The sequence below is a fragment of the Photobacterium arenosum genome, from assembly GCF_014841115.1.
Classification (GTDB): domain Bacteria; phylum Pseudomonadota; class Gammaproteobacteria; order Enterobacterales; family Vibrionaceae; genus Photobacterium; species Photobacterium arenosum.
Genome location: NZ_JACYTP010000010.1, coordinates 69,294 through 83,096, shown reverse-complemented (window position 1 = coordinate 83,096; position 13,803 = coordinate 69,294). Strand labels below are relative to the sequence as shown.

Below are 13,803 nucleotides of genomic sequence, written 5' to 3'. Positions count from 1 at the left end.
AAGCACAACCAGGTGCATGTGTGAATGCTTGTCTGGAATATAAGAATCAATCATTTTACGGTAAGTTTACCTAAAAAAGTTGGCGGAAATCAGCTAGTTGGCATAAACTTGTCTCTAGTTAAGGTCAGCCGCTGATGTGAAGGCACTAATGCACTTTAGTGCATGGGTGGGCAGCCTGGCTACACATGAAGTATTCGCAGTAAGCATAACTGATGTGTTTACTATTCGTTCAACATAGTCTTGAGGGAGTTATCTATGGCGCTCACAAAAGCCGAGTTGGCTGAGAACCTGTTTGAGAATGTCGGACTAAGCAAACGGGACGCCAAGGATACGGTGGAAGTCTTCTTCGAGGAGATCAGAAAGGCACTTGAGTGTGGTGAACAGGTTAAATTATCCGGTTTTGGTAATTTTGATCTGCGCGACAAAAACGAGCGACCTGGACGAAATCCTAAAACCGGTGAAGATATTCCAATCTCGGCACGGCGAGTGGTGACCTTTCGCCCTGGTCAGAAGCTTAAAGCACGCGTTGAGAATATCAAAATCGAAAAATAAGTGGTTTGAGCCGACAAGAAACCCAAGTAAACGAATTGTTTACTTGGGTTTTTCTTTATCAGCATTAAAAAGTGCATGCCTTGGTCTCATTCTTGCCTGCAGTCATCAATATAGTGTTGAAACTATGTAGCCAGGATGTATAGTAAAAGCAGTTTATTTCACTGATTTTCTTTCATCTTTTAGTGTTCTTTATTGGTTGTTATTTGTGTAATCATGAATTCGCCTGTAAGAACATGCCTGTTACAAGGACGAGGAGGTATAATGGCTTTGTTAAAGGCAGTGCAAAACGGGGAGTTTCTTTCTGCGACTCTGGATTTATCTTTGCCGTTTGAGGCGGGGGAATGGCAGTTAGAAAATGGTGTATTGTGTCAGTTAACGGCGCGCGGTGTTTTAACCGTTATTCCGCCTGGATTATCCGCTGCCAGTAAAGACATCGTCATTTCATCTGGGGTACACGGTGATGAAACCGGCCCGATTGAACTGCTACAGCAGTTAGTGAAAAAAATCCTGCTTGGCGATCTAATGCCTGAACATCGTTTACTGCTGATCATCGGTCACCCAGAAGCCATTAATGCACATACCCGCTTTATTGATGAGAATATGAATCGGCTATTTGGCGGTATCAATGATGAAAAGAATGTTGATTGTAGTCGCGCCAACTTACTTCAGTGCTCAGTTGATGCATTCTTCCAGAACTCGCCTTTAAAGAATGCCGAACGCTGGCATTTGGATCTGCATAGTGCCATCCGTGACTCACAGCACTACACCTTTGCGGTCAGCCCTTTTAGTGAACATAAAACCCGTGGTTTAGCGCTGTTTAATTTTCTGCATCACGGTGAGATCGAGGCAATGATGCTCTCTGGTTCCGCGGCACCAACATTCAGCTGGTACAGTGCTCAGAACTATGGCGCGCAGGCACTGACGATGGAGCTGGGCAAGGTAGCACGGCTGGGTGAGAACGACTTAGAGCGGCTAGATGCCTTTAATCAGGCGATGCTCGCACTCGTTTCACAACAATCACTGCCAGACTATCAGGGCGACAAACAAGTGTGTGTGTATCGGGTAACCCGTACTCTTACTAAGCATACAGATCAGTTCGCTTTCACCTTTCCGGCAAATCAGGCTAACTTTACCTACTTTGAAGAAGGTGCGGTGCTGGGGAGCGATAACGGTGAAGAATACGTGGCTGCCAAAGGGGGAGAGTCTGTCGTTTTCCCTAACCCCAATGTGGCGTTGGGACAACGGGCTTGTTTGCTGGTCAAGCAATCAGACGTTGATCTGACTGATCAGGTCGTTGCTAAGTTCTAAGCGCTAAAGCTCAGACGGACTGAAAACAGTCAGATAATCAGCAGCTACAGTGTAAATACTTTTGAAAGCAAGCCAATTTATCTGGCTTGCTTTTCATTTTTTCAAAGACCCTGTATGTTTCCCCTTTGGTTCCCACTGACGAAAACACACGACATCATGCACTTAGACCGTATCCTTCAACAGCGTCGCCATAAATGGAAAGTGAGCTTTTGGCTTGTTGCGATTTTGCTCATCAGCTGCGGTCTGTTTTCATTGTCGGTGGGCGAAATCTGGCTGAAACCCTGGCAGCCATTTGGCGAGCTTGAGAAGCAATTGTTATGGCAGCTCAGAATGCCAAGGTTAGTGGCCGCCATGGCAATTGGGGCTGCGCTGGCAGCCTCTGGTGCTGTGTTGCAGGTGTTATTGGGCAATCCGCTGGCGGAGCCCGGTGTGCTGGGTATTTCGGGTGGGGCTAGCCTGGCACTTGTTCTCTTACTGTTTTTTCTTCCCTCGGTGCCGAGTCCCTGGCTGACGATGTTGGTTGCCATGGCGGGCGCACTGCTCTTTACTTTACTGCTCGTTGGTCTTGCCCGTATCCGAAGGGTGTCAACCGCGCGTTTGCTGCTCATAGGCGTTGCACTGGGTATTTTGTCCGGGGCGGTTGTGACCTGGGCGTTTTATTTCAGTGACGATCTGAATCTCAGACAGCTGATGTACTGGCTGATGGGAAGTGTTGCCGGTGTTTCCTGGGCGCAGCTTAGCGTGCTGATCATTCTGCTTCCCGCATTAATCTGGCTATGCTCCCGTGGCCGGCAACTGGATATCCTGATGCTGGGTGAAACCCATGCACGACAGTTGGGGCTGGATGTTGCTGCACTGCGTTGGCGATTGATATTGATTATCGCCCTGTTAGTGGGAACATCAGTCGCTATGGCAGGTGTGATTGGCTTTATCGGCCTGGTGATTCCCCACTTATTGCGTTTGGCGTTGGGGGCGGAGAATAGATACCTGCTACCGCTTTCTGCCTGTTTCGGAGCGTTACTGCTGGCGGTTGCGGATGTATTGGCGCGGGTACTATTGCCTGCTGCAGAATTGCCTGTGGGCGTTGTGACCACGACATTGGGCGCCCCTGTGTTTATTTGGATGCTGTTGCGTTCGCAAGTGGAGTAAGCTGATGGTGGTCCGTTCAGATCTGGCTTGTGTATTACAGGCTGAAAATATAGCGCTAGCCCGGCGATTACTGCCGGTCAGTTTCTCGGTAAAGCGCGGTGAAGTGGTGCATCTGATTGGCCCTAACGGTAGCGGGAAAAGTACAGCTATTCAATGCCTGTCCGGGCTGTTTCAAGGTGCAGGCAAGGTAACACTGGCAGGGCAGTGCCTGTCGGAGATGGATCTTCGCGACATGGCCCGTTACCGCAGTTATTTGTCGCAACAGGATAAACCGGGTTTTGCTGTTGGTGTTTATCATTTTTTGCAGTTAGCGGTATCCGCGATTCCGGAAGCAAACGTCGAGAAGGTTAACCAGGCTATTCAGGCTGTCAGTCAGTGGCTTTCAATCGATGACAAACTGGATCGCCATATTCAGCAACTGTCCGGAGGCGAATGGCAGCGGGTCAGATTAGCGGCTGCCTGTTTGCAGGTCTGGCCGGGACTGAACCCGGATGGTTGTCTGCTATTGCTTGATGAACCGGCAACAGCGCTCGATATCGGGCAGGAAGTCTCTTTATACCGACTGCTGCATTTTATGGCCGGACAAGGTATTGCTGTCGTTATGGCGAACCATGACCTGAACCGGACGCTGCAATTTGCAGACAGTGTCATCCTGCTGAAAGGGGGAAGTTGTGTTGCAAAGGGAAAACCTGAAGAGGTGATGTCGAATGAACGGCTTGAGCAGACGTTTGCCACTCAGGTTGAGCGTGTGAATCATAATGGAAGAATTGGGCTGTTTTTTAGCTGACTTCTAGCTGAAAATGACAGTTGGCCGGAAAAGTAATCAGTTAAGTGATTTCAGTCAGAAAAGGCTTGTACTTCTCATCAGGATTTGGATAATGCGCTTCGTCTTCTGAGACAAGCTTCATTAAGGCGCGTTGGCAGAGTGGCTATGCAGCGGATTGCAAATCCGTGGACCTCGGTTCGACTCCGGGACGCGCCTCCATTCTTATCGAACTTTATCACCTGCAAGCAGTGTTTCCGTGTTTTTCTGAGGGTAAAAAGCCCGCAGTGACTACGGGCTATGTCATCCATTAAGCAGGTTTGGCCGTCCAGGCAGAGCACCAGCCATTTACGTTCACCGCTTTACCGGGGAAGATTGAGCAGGGTCTCCATTCATCACCTTCATTACCTTGTATCAGCATACAGTTACCGCAATGATTCTCTTCATGAGGCGACTTATGTGTGTATTGCAAGGCAGTTGCCTGAGCATCATCTTCTGCCAGATGTGGCAGTTCTTCACTGGCCAGCGCTTTACGCTGCAGGATCTGATCACCCAGTGTGATGCCTATGATGCCTGCCATAGTCAGGCGCAGAAAGCGCCGACGGTCAGTTGAGGTTTTCATCACATTTTCCTTTTATAGTCATTTATGCTCACATGCTGTTCACCGGATTTACTCAGCGAACTGAGTAATTGTGGGAAAGAATCGGCAAATTCGCTAAGAAATCACAGTGTTAAGTTTTTGAGGTAAGTTGCGTTTTGTTATCAATTTCTGAACAACAAAAGATTTTGATGCATAGGAATGAGCGGTAAGAGTTTGAGATTACGCAAAAAATGATCATTTTTAACAAATCATTTATTGAAACATTTTGTTTACATCTCCATTCTGTACGGCATTATCACTGATGATAAAAATTAATGAAGGTATAGGGATGAATCTGTTGTTAGTGGATGTGGATGGTGCTTTGGTGAATGCAAGGGAAATGGATATGATGTGTTTTCAGCAAGCCGTCGAAGCCGTTCTCCACATCACTTTGGATAAATCGCGCTATCAAGAGCGAGTGGTGACGGATTCGGCAATGTTAGATGAGATCCTTTATCAGTATCCTGTGCTTTCAAGTCGCTCAATTGTTCACCGTCAGGTGGAGCAAAAGTATCTGGAAAATCTTACTGCCAGGCTGCATGCGGTCCCTCAAGAGTTTGTGCTCAGTAAAGGCGCCAGAGAGTTTCTTGAGCAAATGGCTGTCCGGGACGATACGCATGTTGCGATCACCAGTGGCGGATGGGCGGCGGTAAGCCGTCTGAAATTGAAAGCGGCGGGAATAGATGCAAGTAGAATGACCTTTGCCTCGTCGTCAGACGCTGCCAGCAGAACGGAAATTATGGCGCTTGCTGCATTCAGAGCGAAGCAGGATACGGGAATGACATTTAAACGACGGATAGTGTTTGCGGAAGGTGAGTGGAATCAAAGAGCTTCTCAGGAACTGGGTTATGAATTTGTCGCTGTCGGCAAAAAATTAAGTCACCATACTTATATTCCCAGCTTATCGTTTTATCAGGCAGTGCTTCCCAAGTTCGACATCAATTGATGACTGAAGAATGTTACCAGGCAGACAAAATGCCTGGTAACGAGGTGAAGATATTACGCAATGATGAGAGTTTATTACCATGCCGGGACGTAAGTCTTCGTATGGCCTGATAACACATGGTAATGATGGCTTTGACTCAGCATAGGGAGCCAAGTGGTTATGATGTCTTTCATCCGTCAGTTTGCGTTTATTGTGTCTATGATATGTGGTTCCGGCACTGTGCTTGCAGTCAGCAGCAATACGTTCTGCGCAACGCCCCTACAAACGATAAGGCCTGATTTATCCCAAATCATGGCGTCGAATACGCCAGAAACAAGCATAGTGATTTTCCAGTCTATGTTGCGGCAGGCCAGTAAATATCATGATAAAACAGCCCTGATTGAGTTGCTGGGCGCAATCGCGCATAACTATTATCTGGTTGGGAACAACGAGCAAGCTCGCTTCTATCTCAAGCAGGCCGAACCATTTGTATCCGATGCGGCCGATACCACGACAACAAACACTAGCCTGGTTAATACCAAGTAGAACGCAAGAAATGGCATATCAGATATTCATGATTACTCATAAGATACAAGGCAATTGATAAATTTGACATTGAGCGAAGTTATTTGTTTGTTTCACATTCCGGTATAGGATTTGATGAGGGCCTGGGATAAATTGGCGTTAAGTTAATGTTGCTGCATCTTTGCAATGAAGATGGGCTTGTTTTCTTGTATCAGGGGTTGTTTGTGTCTGAAGTAGTGAGGTGAGATCTGTCATGGCAAGGGAGGATTGGATTGATGCCTGGTTCCTGGATATCTGGGCCAATGCGAGTAGCTCCAGACTCGCTGAGTATGTCTCTGATCCTTTTGTTTTTCACTTGCCGGGCGGTCGCCGGCACCCACTGTCTCATGAAAGCTACCTTTCATATCTGTTGTTATGGCGGCAAAAATTTAAGTCTGTCGCTTTCTCGATCTCAGATGTCATTAGCCAGCCGCCACTGACAGTGGTCAGATATCGCTGCCAGGCTCAATATCATGGCGGGTGGTTCAATTTACCGGGTAAAAAACAGACGATACAAATGACAGGTATGATCCAGTTCCGGCTAGAAGATGGCTTGATCGTTGAGTGCTGGCTGGAAGATAGTAGCTTTGAGCTCTATAAACAGTTATCGGGTACCGTGAAGTAATTGATGTCGCTCATACTATAAAAGTGAAGAACATACGGCTGAAATAACAGTATTTTAGATGTCAAAAGGCCATGTTTATACACCTTTATGTCAGACATTTTTGTCATAGAGACTTTTTTTGCGACAAAGATGGAATGTCAAAAAGTTAGATTTCTTTGTGATAAAAAATGCACCTATATAATCCTAAGTAATAATAAACCACACAAAATCGCCATTGGAACTTGTTCAACTTATTGAAGTCTTATAGGTAGCAGAGTTTTTATTCATTGTTGCTTATATTTGAAACAAATATGGATGGCTGGATTTATTTAGTTTATTGATCGTTAATTATTATAAGTAAATACATTTTTGCCCTGATATTCATACGAATTCTTATCAGTACATTTTTATTCATCGACAAGGAGTGTCAACCGCCATCCATGCACTTGATCATAAGGGCATGGGAATATGACACTAGCAGTTTAAGGTGAATATGTGATTTGGGTTAGCAGCAGTCATCATGACAAGCAGGTTGAAGCGAAAGAAAATTTGAAGCTTTCGCACAAGGTCATTGAGATTTCTCCTTACGAGTTATTGTCATCAATGACGGGGCAAGAGCTGATTTTTCTTGAAGTGATTGATTCGACATCGGAAGGATTTGAGCTGCTGCGTGCAGTGAAAAATCGTTTCCCAGCCGCAAAGGTTGTTGTCGTATACCATAACCTGGATGGGAGTCTGGCACTTAATGTATTAAGAGCCGGTGGGGAAGATGTGCTGGCTGCCAATGCCAGCAGGCAAGAGCTGGAGGAGTGTTTTAGCAGACTGCATACACATAATATTGAAAATGAATCTGAGCCTGGTTTCGAAAGTCGTGAGCTTTCAATCCGGCCAGCACTGAAAATTATTGATGAAAACCTGAGCTCTCCACTGCGCGAGGAAGAACTGGCGAGTGCTTGCCATTACTCACCGACCTATTTCTCTCGTTTATTCCATAGCATTATGGGCGTCACGCTGAAACAGTACATCATAAAGAAACGGCTGGATCTGGCGTGTGGATTATTAAGCTCTGATCGCGAGAAAATTTCTCAGATCGCTAATTCTTCAGGCTTCAAGGATGTGTCTTATTTCTCCCGTGTTTTTAAAAAGCACATGGGATGCTCACCGGGTGAATTCAGAATGAGGAAGCATAACTTAAATCACAATTAACCTGTTATTGGCGTGTTTATTAGTGTGTCTAAAAATATAAACACTTCTGTATGAATTCCTTCATTGTGTTTACTGCATTGCGAAACAATGCAGTTTTTTTACGTACAATTTCTCATAAATAAGACAACGTATTGGCATTGTTGGTTAATCACAAAAAAATACAGAAACTTTCAATTTTGACACACAATTATTCTGTCCTCAGATGAAAATGATCACACAGACACTGCTATCTTTATTTCAATGCTGAGTAAGCGTGTTCTGTTGTTTCCGGAGGTGTCCGATGCGATTCACCTTATCTTTTAGGTTGCTGCTGCTGTCTTTAGCACTGTTTCTGGTGTGTGTCAGCCAGGTTCATGCGGCATCGAGCCGATTACAGAAAGTCATGGACAGGGGAGTGCTCCGGGTTGGAACTACCGGCGACTGGGGGCCAATGACCATGAGGGATCCTGCGACAAATTTCTACAAGGGATACGACATTGATATAACGACTGAGCTGGCCAAGGATCTCGGTGTGACTGTTGAATACGTGGCCACGGACTGGAAAGCCTTGGTCAGCGGAATTGTTACGGAAAAATACGACTTGACCGGCAGTGCGGCGCTCAATATCAGTCGGGCAAAGGTAGTCGGCTACAGCCAGCCTTATTATTACCTTGCGTTTGTGCCGGTGACGCAGAAAACGAACCAGAATCGCTTTCGCTATTGGGCCGATTTTAACTCTTCATCGGTAACGGTGGCTTCCCGTCGGGGAGCTGTTGAGGAAACCATGGTAAAAGAATTCTTTCCCAGGGCCAGGCAGCAGGTCATAGAGAGCGGAAAATCTTATCAGGAGTTACTGGCAAACCGTGCCAATGTCATTGTGACGTCCAATATAGAGGCTGCAATGCTAATCAGCCGATTTCCACAGTTGACCATTCCCAACGTTCAGGGGATGCGACGGGCGACACCTTTAGCGATGTTGATGCCAAGAGATGATCAAGTCTGGATTAATTTTATTAACCAATGGATAGAATTAAAGAAAACGCAGGGATTTTTTGACCGGATAGCCGAAAAATGGGGACTGGCCGTCATGGATATTGAGTAAGCAGTCTGAGCCGTGTCGGAATATAAGTTATCCACTCTGGATTTGTACTGACCACTTGCGTCACTATGGTGAAACGTACTGATTTGGAGGTGGATATGGATTTGTCACGGTATCAGGGATTAATTTTCGACATGGACGGCACGCTGATAGACTCAATGCCAGCCCATATAACAGCCTGGCGCTATGCCTGCGAGCAGTTCAACATTCCCTTTGATCCGCAGTGGCTTATGAGTCTGGGTGGATCACCCACAATCAAAACCGCGCAAATGATGAATGAAAAATATCAGACGGATCATGATATCCAGGAAGTGGCTGATACCAAATGGCGCTTTTTTGAAGCGCTGGAACAAAAGGGAGAGACCATTCCGGCCACTGTTAATCTTTTATTGCAGTATCGAGACCAAAAGAAAGTGGCCGTCGGTACCGGATGCCGCAAAGTTAATGCAGAAAACTTGCTGACCATAACCGACATTTTGCCTTTACTTGATGCCTTAGTCACTGCCGACGATGTCCTAAACCATAAACCTCACCCCGATACTTTCCTTGAAGCGGCTAACCGTATTGGGCTGGCACCTCATCAGTGTGTGGTTTTTGAAGATACCGATTTAGGACGGCGGGCGGCATTAGCTGCAGGGATGGACTGTTTTCTTGTTGTCGATGGAGTAATCGCAGAGTTCACCTCTGCAACGCCAGTGCGATAGCGCTACATTAGGATTGACTAAATTTATGATTCTATGTGATTTATTTTTTATTTAGTGGCAGGATTTTAATGCGTTTTTATGCTGGTCGCACTACAATCAAAATATAATATTAAGTAAGGAGGTGATTGTGAAAGCCTTAACAACATTAGTAGTGGGATTATCTGGTCTGGCTTTAGCAGGATGCAGTGCATCAATCGATGAGCGTGCCAATGATTTCGTCGATGTCAGCTATTCCTTATGCGGTGCAAAAGTGAAAGCGTTTTCTCAGAGTGATGACGGAAAAATCCGCGTAGTGTGTGAAAACGACAGCTATTTTTCTGTCAATAATCAGCAGACGCTGACAGTTATGAATGAGATTAACGGTGCATATTGCCATGGACGAGGATTCAGCCATTTTAATGAGCGCTCAGATTTTTATACGTTCACCTGCATGAATGATAAAAACTTCAACATTCCCAAGTAACGGATTTTCTTTTATTTGCCCAAATCGTTAATTCAAGACCCGCATACGCTGCGGGTCTTTCCATAAATTGTTACTGAGTTTGTCTTCTTGACGCTGCTCATAGCGTTTACTGATTTCCTTGTTAGTATGGATTTCGTTCCAGATAGTAATGCCACAAAAGGATTTCGCATTGAATCAGAAATTTATCACTGCCAGCATCGGGCTGGCCATTTCCGTATTTTCACTACATTCCATTGCCGCCAATGTGCCTGAAGGGATTGTTCTAGCCAAAGAGCAGCACTTGGTACGAGCCAATGGCGCAGAGCCGAGTACATTAGATCCTGGGTTTGTTGGTTCAGGCAGCCCGGGCGATGTCATCGTGAATGACTTGTTCGAAGGGCTGCTGATTGAAAATCTGCAGGGCGAAATCATAGCTGGGCAGGCTGAAAGCTGGGCTGTGTCAGACGACGGAAAAACCTACACTTTTAATTTGCGTAAGGGCCTGAAATGGTCTGATGGTCAGCCATTGACCGCCATGGATTTTGTGTTTGCGTGGCGTCGGGCGGTTGATAAATCGACAGGCAACAATACCGGATTCAATTTGGTCACCGCCAACATTACCCATGCCCAGGAAATACTGAATGGTGAAAAACCGGCATCCGAGCTGGGAGTGAAAGCGCTCAACCTGCATCAGCTTCAGGTGACATTAAGCCGCCCGACGCCATATTTCCTTAGCCTGATGAGCATCAAAACCTTCTTTCCTGTACCGGCTCATGTGGTGAGTCAACACGGTGATTTATGGACTCGTGCCGATCATTTTGTCTCAAATGGTGCCTATGTTCTGAAAGAATGGGTGCCGAACGAAAGGGTCGAAGTAACACGTAACCAGCATTACAGGGATGATGCATCCACGGTCATTAACAATGTGACCTATTTGGCGTTGTCGTCACAAAGCGCAGAGCTGATGCGCTACCAGGCTGGTGAAGTGCATATGACGAACCGTGTTCAGCTTGAGTATTATCAGAAATTGCTGAAGGACAGCCCGGAAGAGATTAAATCTCTGCGCTTATTGGGCTCTTATGTGTATGCCTTTAATACCCAGCAGCCTCCATTTGATAATGCTGACGTACGCCGTGCGCTGAGTATGGCGATAGACCGCGATGTGTTGGTGCAAAAAGTGACGGGGCAGGGCGAGCCAGAGGCTTTCTCTGTCGTGCCGGATATCATTCCAAACTATCAGAATTTCACCCCGGCATTTAAGTCTCAGGCTCATGACGAGCGCATTGGTGAAGCGAAAGTGCTGCTGGCGAAGGCGGGTTACAGCAAGAGCCATCCGTTGAATGTCACTCTGACCTACAACACCAGTGAAAATCATAAAAAGCTGGCACTGGCGATTGCCTCTATGTGGAAGTCTCTGGATGTGAGCGTAAAGCTGGAAAACATGGAATGGAATGCTTACCTGGCGGCAAAAGCGGCGGGTGATTATGCCGTTGCGCGCTCGTATGCATTTGGTGATTATGCAGAACCCTCCTCTGTTCTCAGCAGCTTCACTTGCGGGCATGTCAGTAACGAAACCGGGTTCTGTAACAAGGAATTTGATGCGTTGCTTAAGCAGGCCGCTGATATTACGGATGAGCCAAAACGATATGGTATTTACCGCGAGGCAGAACATATTCTCGATCAATATTCGCCTGTCATGCCAATTTACCATTACAACCACACACGGCTGGTAAAAAGTCATCTGAAAGGGTTTCCGGACAATAATCCGAAGGGCAATATTTACGCTAAGGACCTGTATTTTGTAGCTAAATGACCAGAAAAGCCTGTTTTTTACAGGCTTTTTTCGATGAAAGGCCGTTCATCATAAACCTGCTCCATATTGACCAGGCAGCAATTCGTGACCAAAACGATAGTGTGTGTTTAAACCGAATTTCCAGTTACCCAGAGATTTGCAAAAATCGACTGTGTCGGGTAGATCCGTCTTAAGTGAAAAATGGCCAACATCGCCCCTTTAAGATCATGTAATGGATCAGTTTTAATCAGGTACTGAAAAACAAAAACACTGAAATCACAGTATTCAGTGTTTTTGTGCATACCAACTTTTACCGGTGTAATTAAAAAGACCACTATGCCTGGTGTCGCATGATAATGACATTAACTAACTTGGCGTGCCGCTTCATCAATTAATTCGATTATGTCATTTGGATGAGAAGCCATAGGGGCATGCCCAGCTTGTAAAGTGATCGTTTTCTTCGCTTGAATCCGTTCTGCAAACCATTTCTCTGTTTCTGGTGGGATCATTCGATCCTGCGCTGAAACCTGGTACCAGCTAGGTTTAACTTTCCAGGCAGGAGAGCCAGATTTATCTTCAAAACAGCGAGCTGCAATTGGTTTTTGACTTAGTGCCATAACGAGCGCTTCTGTTTCATCCACGTCTGGACAGAAATTCTCATGAAAATGATTCGGATCTAACCACAAAAAACCTTGCTCGTCAGGGCGAATGATGGCAGCCCCGGGAGGTGGCTCCCTCAGCCCAAATAAACCACCAGGGTTTTCTCCTTCATTAGGCGCAAATGCCGCAATGTAAACTAAGCCGACAACATTAGTCGCATTTCCCGCACCAGTAATAACCATCCCTCCATAAGAGTGGCCAACCATCAGCACTGGCCCTTCTAACGAAGCAGCCAGATGACTTGTACGTTCGATATCATTAGGAAGTGAAGTGAGTGGGTTTTGCACAGCACGAACATTATACCCTTTGTTGTGTAAAGCAGGGATAACATGGCGCCAATGAGATGCATCCCCCCAGGCTCCATGAACCAAAAGAATGTTTAACTTGCTAGACATTAGAACGGCCTCCGCGGCTATTTTATGAGGCCACTACACAGGCCGATTCTCTATAAAATAAGCCTTCTCGTTGATACGGTTAATGCATACTTAAAGCGCATATTTCGTAAGATTCTAGTAGACCGGATGGAAAGTCGCCATAATCGCTCACAGCGACAAAAGAGGGCTATGCGGTGGGAAAAGCTGTCCTCCCGGTACCCCACCCGATGGGGGTATACCTGAGGTGCGGTGCGGGTGAACGGCAGTATGATGCAGCATCAGCTACGATTCTAAAGAACTAAATGATTCAGCTGTGCATCACGCTGTTGCCTATGGCAGGAGGAAAAAGCGTATGGCAAGTGAAAGTGTCATTTTGAGTTTGGAGAATCCAGTTTTCTTTACCTATGTGCTTGCGGCGTCACTGATGTTGCTGAAGCTCTTGCTGCAGCCGTGGATGACGGTTTACCGAATGATGAAAGTGCGTGCTGGTTTTCGTAGCCCGGAAGATGCGAAGAAAAGCCCGCTGAATCCGACCCCGGTAACTGGTCAATTGGCGCTGAATGAGTACGTTGATCGCTCGCGGCGTATGAACCTGAATGATTTGGAAAGTATACCCGCGTTTCTTATCGCCGGATTGCTATTCGTGTTAATGGATCCGCCGCTGCTGCTTGCTCAAGTGTTAATATGGGCGTATGTTCTGGCTCGAGCGGCACATTTTATAGCCTATGCAACGGCTCAGTTACACGATGTCCGGGCCACGATATGGACTGTCAGTTCAGTGGCGGTGATCGCAATGGTGATCTATACACTTGTCCGATTGTTCACCTCAGCGCAGTAAAGGTGTGGGTTCGCTAACATTCGTAAAAGATGAAATGGTATTTCGTCTGGCCATTTATTTGCAGGCTGTGACATGCTTGATCTCTGTTTCCTAGCTTACAGTCAGCTAAGAAACCCAGTGTGTCACTCAAATGAAAAGGCCACTCGCAAGAGAACGAGTGGCCTTTTTCAGATGGGCAGTTTAATGATTAATGCTTTTTTAAGC

The 13,803-nt window shown here is 46.2% G+C and carries 15 protein-coding genes and 1 tRNA gene; 14 read left to right on the top strand and 2 right to left on the bottom strand.

Annotation, left to right across the window (positions count from 1 at the left end; genetic code table 11):
* Positions 1 to 255 precede the first annotated feature (255 nt).
* The 5 genes from ihfA to IFO68_RS15245 all read left to right on the top strand — a co-directional run bounded on the left by ihfA (position 256) and on the right by IFO68_RS15245 (position 3,994).
* On the top strand, positions 256 to 552 hold the full coding sequence (gene ihfA / locus IFO68_RS15265) for an integration host factor subunit alpha (protein ID WP_027252117.1): 297 nt from the start codon (positions 256 to 258) through the stop codon (positions 550 to 552).
* Between the two features lie 261 nt (positions 553 to 813).
* A complete protein-coding gene (locus IFO68_RS15260) occupies positions 814 to 1,860 on the top strand; it encodes a succinylglutamate desuccinylase (protein ID WP_192016706.1) in 1,047 nt (348 codons plus the stop codon).
* A gap of 156 nt (positions 1,861 to 2,016) precedes the next feature.
* On the top strand, positions 2,017 to 3,009 hold the full coding sequence (btuC, locus tag IFO68_RS15255) for a vitamin B12 ABC transporter permease BtuC (RefSeq protein ID WP_192016800.1): 993 nt from the start codon (positions 2,017 to 2,019) through the stop codon (positions 3,007 to 3,009).
* 4 nt (positions 3,010 to 3,013) lie between these two features.
* Entirely contained in the window at positions 3,014 to 3,796 is a 783-nt protein-coding gene (gene btuD / locus IFO68_RS15250) for a vitamin B12 ABC transporter ATP-binding protein BtuD (RefSeq protein WP_192016705.1), read from the top strand.
* Positions 3,797 to 3,920: 124 nt separating this feature from the next.
* Positions 3,921 to 3,994: transfer RNA gene (locus IFO68_RS15245), tRNA-Cys, on the top strand.
* 88 nt (positions 3,995 to 4,082) lie between these two features.
* Here IFO68_RS15245 and IFO68_RS15240 read toward each other — a convergent pair.
* Positions 4,083 to 4,394, bottom strand: a complete 312-nt coding sequence (locus IFO68_RS15240) for a high-potential iron-sulfur protein (protein ID WP_027252121.1) — start codon at positions 4,392 to 4,394, stop codon at positions 4,083 to 4,085.
* Between the two features lie 307 nt (positions 4,395 to 4,701).
* On the opposite strand from IFO68_RS15240, the gene IFO68_RS15235 reads away from it, so the two are divergent.
* From IFO68_RS15235 to IFO68_RS15200, 8 genes are all read left to right on the top strand, one after another.
* Positions 4,702 to 5,358, top strand: coding sequence for an HAD family hydrolase (locus IFO68_RS15235; protein WP_192016704.1), 657 nt, complete (start codon positions 4,702 to 4,704; stop codon positions 5,356 to 5,358).
* A 159-nt stretch (positions 5,359 to 5,517) separates the two neighbouring features.
* Positions 5,518 to 5,883: a hypothetical protein gene (locus IFO68_RS15230; RefSeq protein WP_192016703.1), complete on the top strand. Its 366-nt coding sequence runs from the start codon at positions 5,518 to 5,520 to the stop codon at positions 5,881 to 5,883.
* Positions 5,884 to 6,115: 232 nt separating this feature from the next.
* Positions 6,116 to 6,526: an ester cyclase gene (locus IFO68_RS15225; protein WP_192016702.1), complete on the top strand. Its 411-nt coding sequence runs from the start codon at positions 6,116 to 6,118 to the stop codon at positions 6,524 to 6,526.
* A 474-nt stretch (positions 6,527 to 7,000) separates the two neighbouring features.
* Positions 7,001 to 7,711: a helix-turn-helix transcriptional regulator gene (locus IFO68_RS15220; protein WP_192016701.1), complete on the top strand. Its 711-nt coding sequence runs from the start codon at positions 7,001 to 7,003 to the stop codon at positions 7,709 to 7,711.
* 280 nt (positions 7,712 to 7,991) lie between these two features.
* Entirely contained in the window at positions 7,992 to 8,792 is an 801-nt protein-coding gene (locus IFO68_RS15215) for a transporter substrate-binding domain-containing protein (RefSeq protein ID WP_192016700.1), read from the top strand.
* An 89-nt stretch (positions 8,793 to 8,881) separates the two neighbouring features.
* Positions 8,882 to 9,493 (top strand): HAD family hydrolase, encoded by a 612-nt coding sequence (locus tag IFO68_RS15210; RefSeq protein ID WP_192016799.1) that lies wholly within the window; start codon positions 8,882 to 8,884, stop codon positions 9,491 to 9,493.
* A gap of 127 nt (positions 9,494 to 9,620) precedes the next feature.
* Positions 9,621 to 9,956 carry a hypothetical protein gene (locus IFO68_RS15205; RefSeq protein ID WP_046221276.1) on the top strand — a complete coding sequence of 112 codons (336 nt, stop codon included), beginning with the start codon at positions 9,621 to 9,623 and terminating at the stop codon, positions 9,954 to 9,956.
* A 169-nt stretch (positions 9,957 to 10,125) separates the two neighbouring features.
* Positions 10,126 to 11,748 (top strand): peptide ABC transporter substrate-binding protein, encoded by a 1,623-nt coding sequence (locus tag IFO68_RS15200; RefSeq protein ID WP_225445262.1) that lies wholly within the window; start codon positions 10,126 to 10,128, stop codon positions 11,746 to 11,748.
* Positions 11,749 to 12,089: 341 nt separating this feature from the next.
* Here IFO68_RS15200 and IFO68_RS15195 read toward each other — a convergent pair whose 3' ends face one another.
* Positions 12,090 to 12,782: an alpha/beta hydrolase gene (locus IFO68_RS15195; protein WP_192016698.1), complete on the bottom strand. Its 693-nt coding sequence runs from the start codon at positions 12,780 to 12,782 to the stop codon at positions 12,090 to 12,092.
* Positions 12,783 to 13,113: 331 nt separating this feature from the next.
* On the opposite strand from IFO68_RS15195, the gene IFO68_RS15190 reads away from it, so the two are divergent.
* Positions 13,114 to 13,599: an MAPEG family protein gene (locus tag IFO68_RS15190; RefSeq protein ID WP_192016697.1), complete on the top strand. Its 486-nt coding sequence runs from the start codon at positions 13,114 to 13,116 to the stop codon at positions 13,597 to 13,599.
* Positions 13,600 to 13,803: the final 204 nt, after the last annotated feature.